This window comes from Microcystis sp. M53603_WE2 (genome assembly GCF_030065435.1).
Map to the genome: position 1 here is coordinate 1 of NZ_JASJFF010000518.1, position 5,698 is coordinate 5,698.

Annotated in this window: 3 protein-coding genes; all 3 read left to right on the top strand. The window is 45.8% G+C overall.

From position 1 onward, the window contains the following. Nucleotides 1-619 (top strand): glycosyltransferase (locus PX481_RS10805; protein ID WP_288094570.1); only part of this gene is annotated, 619 nt, incomplete at its 5' end. Between the two features lie 338 nt (nt 620-957). After that, nucleotides 958-2,157, top strand: a complete 1,200-nt coding sequence (locus tag PX481_RS10810; protein WP_288094571.1) for a hypothetical protein — start codon at nt 958-960, stop codon at nt 2,155-2,157. 6 nt (nt 2,158-2,163) lie between these two features. Beyond that, nucleotides 2,164-5,466: an efflux RND transporter permease subunit gene (locus PX481_RS10815; RefSeq protein ID WP_190723732.1), complete on the top strand. Its 3,303-nt coding sequence runs from the start codon at nt 2,164-2,166 to the stop codon at nt 5,464-5,466. The last annotated feature ends 232 nt before the right edge of the window (nt 5,467-5,698 follow it).

The window sequence follows — 5,698 nt, forward strand, 5'->3', positions numbered from 1 at the left end:
ACGAATTTGGCGCTGTTATCGACGGGAGGCAAAAGTTATTTATCCTCCCGTACAAATCGAGCGTTTTCCCTACCAAGAGAAAAAAGAAGATTTTTATTTAGTAGTCTCTCGTTTGGTTAGTTATAAAAAAGTCCCTTTAATCGTGGAGGCATTTAATCAATTGGGATTACCCCTAGTGGTTATTGGAGATGGTCCACAAATGGCTTTAATTCGTCAGTTAGCTAAGGATAATATTCAGATTTTAGGTGCGGTTTCTGATCGAATAGTAGCAGAATATATGTCGAAAGCAAAAGCGTTTATTTATGCTGCTTGTGAGGATTTTGGTATTGCTTTAGTGGAAGCGCAAGCTTGTGGTACTCCCGTGATTGCATTTGCTGCCGGAGGTGCTTTAGAAACCGTGCGGGATCTGCGGGAAAATTCTCCCCAGGGAACAGGATTACTTTTTGGGGAACAAAATCCCCAATCTTTGGTAGCAGCGGTTAAATATTTTGTGGATCAGGGTGATAGAATTGCTCCAGAAAGTTGTCGGCAACAGGCTAATAAATTTACTCCAGAGGTTTTTAGAAATGCTTACAGTTTGTTTATAGAGGAACATTCAATATCTAAAAATTATTGCTAAGTTTAATTAGAGCAGTTATCCTAATGGTGAGCTATGAGGTTTTCGTTTTAGGGAGTCGGTCATCGGTCGTTGATAACAAATTAGGTTACACTTTATCTTGATGAGAAACGTTGTATTTCAGCAATGGTGAAGATGCAGCCAATGCACCCTAAAATGTAATACTATGGATATTTCTCGAAAGTAGCTAAGCTAAACGGCTTTTACTTCGGATCACCGATATAGACTCCAAAAGGGTTATAGCTATTGGATCATGCAGGTTAAGCGCCGTTTAGCTTATCTAGCCAACGCTGATAGCTTACCGTGGTGCTTGTGATGACAGAAAAGCGAGGATTATAGCCGTGCCTTGGAATCGAGTTAATCAATGGGTAGAAAAACGCTCTTTAGTGGCCCTAGAATCAGCTTATCAGAGAGCGCTGAAAATTAAAGCGATCGAAGATAAACATTTTGGGGGACAAAAAATTTCCCCGGCTGCCGTGGGAGGAAAAAGTGTTTATGATTACTTTCAAAGTACCCTAGAGCGAGAATTATTACAGATACGTTTCGATTTAACTCAAGTGCGTCTGGGTAATTTTATCAATCCGCAAACTAACCCAGAAAATAATAACATCCTAGAGACTTTAAAGGCGATCGAGGATATTATCGGTAAATATCGCCTAGACTTAGAGGAATTGCTGCCCCCATTACCGAATAATCAAACCCCAAATCTGCCTAATACCAATCTCACCAGTGATAAACCCAGGGATAAAGATAACCAGATAATTTCTCCTGCAACCGGTAATAAATTTTTTAACTTCCAGCAAGAATTAACCCCAGAATACGAACAAACCGTTATTAAACAACTCCGTACCCTGCGACAACAGCAACGTATTGCTATTCGTTTTATCCTGATTATTATTTTAGTTCCTCTCTTGGTGCAGGTTATTAGTAGAAACTTTATTTTTAGCCCTGTTTTAAACTATTTTGGTGTGGATAGAGCGAAAATATCAGAAGTTTATATTTCTCAGGAAATTGGCGAAAAATATCTCAGGGAATTTGCTAGACTTCAAGAAATTGAAGAAATCAAGCAGGTTTTAGGAGTAGTAAAAGCAGGGCATAAATCAGAAGAAAATTTTCGGGAACAGGTGGAGGAATTATTCAGAGAAGCGGGTTATGAAAGTCAAGATGGTTGGAAAAACTTACTCTCCGATATCACTGGATTAATAGCCTTTATTGCGATCTTAATTTTTGGTCGTCAACAATTGGCAATTACGCGAGCTTATGTTAGTCGTTATTTTCTCAGCTTAAATGATATCACCAAAGCCTTTATCTTTATTCTCTTTACCGATATATTTGTCGGGTTTCACTCGGCGGAGGGTTGGACGGTAATCTTAGAAACTTTGTTCCGGCACTTTGGTTGGCGCGAGAATATTACATTTATTAGCTTGTTTGTGGCCACGGTTCCCGTTATCCTAGATACCATCTTTAAACTATTAATATTTAATTATCTGACTCGTAAATCTCCCACCGCCGCAACTATCCTAGAAAAAATGAACCAGTAACGCCCTATGATCCTTAGTATTGCCGATACCTTCATTAAAAGACCCGTTCTGACCACAGTTTGCTCGATTTTAATCGTTTTGATCGGAGCGATCGCTGTTCCCTTTTTACCCCTAGAAAAACTGCCCCAGTTGGCATTTATTCAGGTAGCGGTAAATGCCAACTATTTGGGAACCGATGCCAAAACCGTACAGGATAACGTTACCACGGTACTCGATCGCCAGATTAACGGGACAGAACAGATTGTTTATATGCAGTCCCAGAGTACCAACACCGGACAAAGTACGGTGAATGTCTTTTTCCCGGTGGAAATGGATCGTAACATTGCCCAAGTCTTGGTACAAAACCGTGTCAGTACCGCCGCCGCTAGTTTACCGGAAGAAGTGAACCGGCAGGGGGTGACAACCAATACCCAATCCCCCAGCGTTACCCTTGCCTACGGGATTTCCGCCAAACCGGATGAAAAGGGCAATTATCCCTACGATACGGTCTTTTTAAGTAACTTTGTCGATCGGGTCATCGATGCGGAGATTCGCCGGATCGAGGGGGTTGGTAGTACAACAATCATCGGGGAGAGGGAATACGCCCTACGTTTTTGGCTTAATCCCGATGCCTTAGCCGCTAGGGGCGTATCGGCGGAACAAGTAGTACAGGCGATCCGAGAACAGAATATTCAGGTGGGTGCGGGGACAATTGGCGGTGATCCCAGTCCCGAAGAGCAGCAATTCCAGATCGCCATTCGCGCCGTTGGTAGGGTGGCCACCGGGGAGGAAGCGGAAAATATTGTCGTCAAAGTCGGGGAAAATGGCGATTTAATCCGAATTAAAGACGTAGGACGCGCAGAAATCGGAGCCGAAAGCTACAGTACCGCCGCCTATTTCGACAAATCCCCCGCCGTTGTCTATATCGTCTATCAGTTACCCGGTTCCAACGCTTGGAATACTGCCAAACTGGTAAAAGAAAAAATGGCGGAACTAGAACCAAGTTTCCCCCCGGGGTTAAATATCGCCATTACCCTCGATAATACCGCCTTTGTCGCCGCTTCCCTGGAAGAAGCCTTTAGCACTCTGGTTGAGGCGATTTTACTGGTTATTCTAGTCATTTTTATCTTCCTTCAGGATTGGCGCACCACGATCATTCCTGCGATCGCTATTCCTGTATCTTTGATCGGAACCATGGCCGTCGCCCTGGCTTTAGGCTATTCTCTCAATAACCTCTCCTTGTTTGCCGTCATTCTGGCCACCGGTTTAGTGGTGGACGACGGCATCGTGATCGTAGAAGCGGTATCGGAAAAATTACGGCAGGGAATGCGGCCATTTCAAGCTGCCCTTGATGCCATGGGCGAGTTAACCTCGGCGGTGATTGCTAGTTCCCTTGTACTACTAGCGGTGTTTATTCCCGTCACCTTCTTCCCCGGTACGGTGGGGATCGTTTATCGACAATTTGCCGTCATCATCTCCGCTTCAATTATCATCTCCACCTTTAACGCCCTCAGTTTTTCCCCCACCATGTCGGCGATTATCATGAAAGCGCCCCAACGCACCCGCGGCCCCTTGGGACTGTTTTTCGAGGGCTTTAATCGGGGTTTCAACGCAGTTAAAGAAGGCTATCGACGCTCGATCGAATTTCTGATCCGCATCCGTTTTTTAGTGTTACCCTTCTTTATCGCCGCCCTCTTTCTCACAGCTTGGAGTTATAGCACCACTCCCCAGGGTTTTATCCCCGAAGAAGACCAAGGTTATGCCTTCGTTTTGGTGCAAGCACCCCCCGGGGTTTCCCTGCGCTACACCGACCAGGTTATCCGTCAGATTAACGAAGAAATTCTCGACGGTATCGAAGAAATCGAACACTTTGTCGGTATGGCGGGCTTTAGTTTTGCCGGAAGTGGTAGCAACCAAGGACTATTTTTTGTCAAGTTAAAAGAATGGTCGGAACGGCCCGGCGAAGATAAGTCGGTTTTCGGGGTTCTGCGGAAAATTAACCAACAATTAGCCACTAAAGTCCCAGATGCTCGCGCTTTCGCCGTTAATGCGCCCCCCGTGGATGGATTAAGTTCTACCGGCGGTTTCGAGTTATTTATCCAAAACCGCGCTTCTTTCCCCATGGACGCTTTGATTGCCAACGCTAATAACGTCATGGCCGAGGCCCGAACAAGACCGGAATTATCGGGAATTTTCACCCAATTTACCACCGACACGCCGATGCTGGAACTTTCCATCAATCGCAACCAGCTACAGGCGCAAAACGTCGATATGCAGGCCGTTTTCGGAACCCTGCAAACCTATCTCGGTTCCAACTTCGTCAACCAATTCGTCTTAGGCGATCGCTTGTATCGAGTCTTTGCCCAAGCAGAAGCGGATTATCGCTCTAATCCTGAAGATATTAACCGTCTTTACGTCCGTTCCCGTACCGGGGCCAATATTCCCCTATCGGGTTTGGTTAGCGTCAAACGCTTCACCTATCCACCGATTATCACTAACTTTAACCTCTATCCCTCGATTAACGTTCAGGGTAGTCCCGCCCCCGGTTTTAGTACGGGACAGGCGATCGCAGTGATGGAAGATGTTTGTCGGAAAGTCCTGCAGCCCGGTTTCGGTTACGCTTGGACGGGTACAGCTTTCCAAGAAAAAACTTCCGCCGGGGCTGCCCCAGTTATCTTCGGATTAGCCTTTATCGTGGTTTTCCTCGTCCTTGCGGCCCAGTACGAAAGCTACATTGACCCGATTATCATCATGATTACCGTTCCCCTAGCGATCCTAGGGGCCATGGGGGCCTTACTGTTGCGGGCGAATTTCCTACAAGTGGGTAGTCTGTTCCCGGCGGTGAATAATAATATCTATGCTCAGGTGGCTTTGGTCATGTTGATCGGTTTAGCGGCTAAAAATGCGATTTTAATCGTGGAATTCGCTAACCAGTCCCGTACTTTGGGTTTAAGTATTCCCGATGCGGCAGCCCGGGCCTCGACGGAACGCTTAAGACCGATTCTGATGACGGCTATTTCCGGTTTAGTCGGTTTCTTGCCCTTGGTTATCGCTTCCGGCGCCGGGGCGATGAGTCGTTGGTCCCTGGGAACTGCAATCTTAGGCGGTTATCTGATTTCCACGGTGTTGAGTTTATTTCTCGTCCCGGTGTTGTATGTGCTGATCAAACAGTTCGAGGCCCAATTCCTCTCCTCGAAACCCCCGAAAAGTGGCGGTTCTGGCGGCAAAAAAACCCCTTCTCTCGATGGGGAAAGGAATACATCAGAAACCCCGATAGAAGAAGGGGCCATTTCCTCTTTGAAAATCTCTCCTCAGTCCCCGAATGACTAGGGTGTTAGGAGTCAGTAGCCGGTCGTCAGTAGTCAGTAGTCAGTAGTCAGTAGTCAGTAGTCAGGAGATTATGGTTCTTCGGTTTGTGTTATGCAATGGACGGGAGTTATAAGGGATGAAACCCTTATATAGAAAGACATTGCTTCGATTTTTGCCAATTGTTTTCAATCTAGAACGAGCTAATCAATTAAGTCTCTTGCCAGATAAGGATTTAGCCTATTTATGCCCCCTG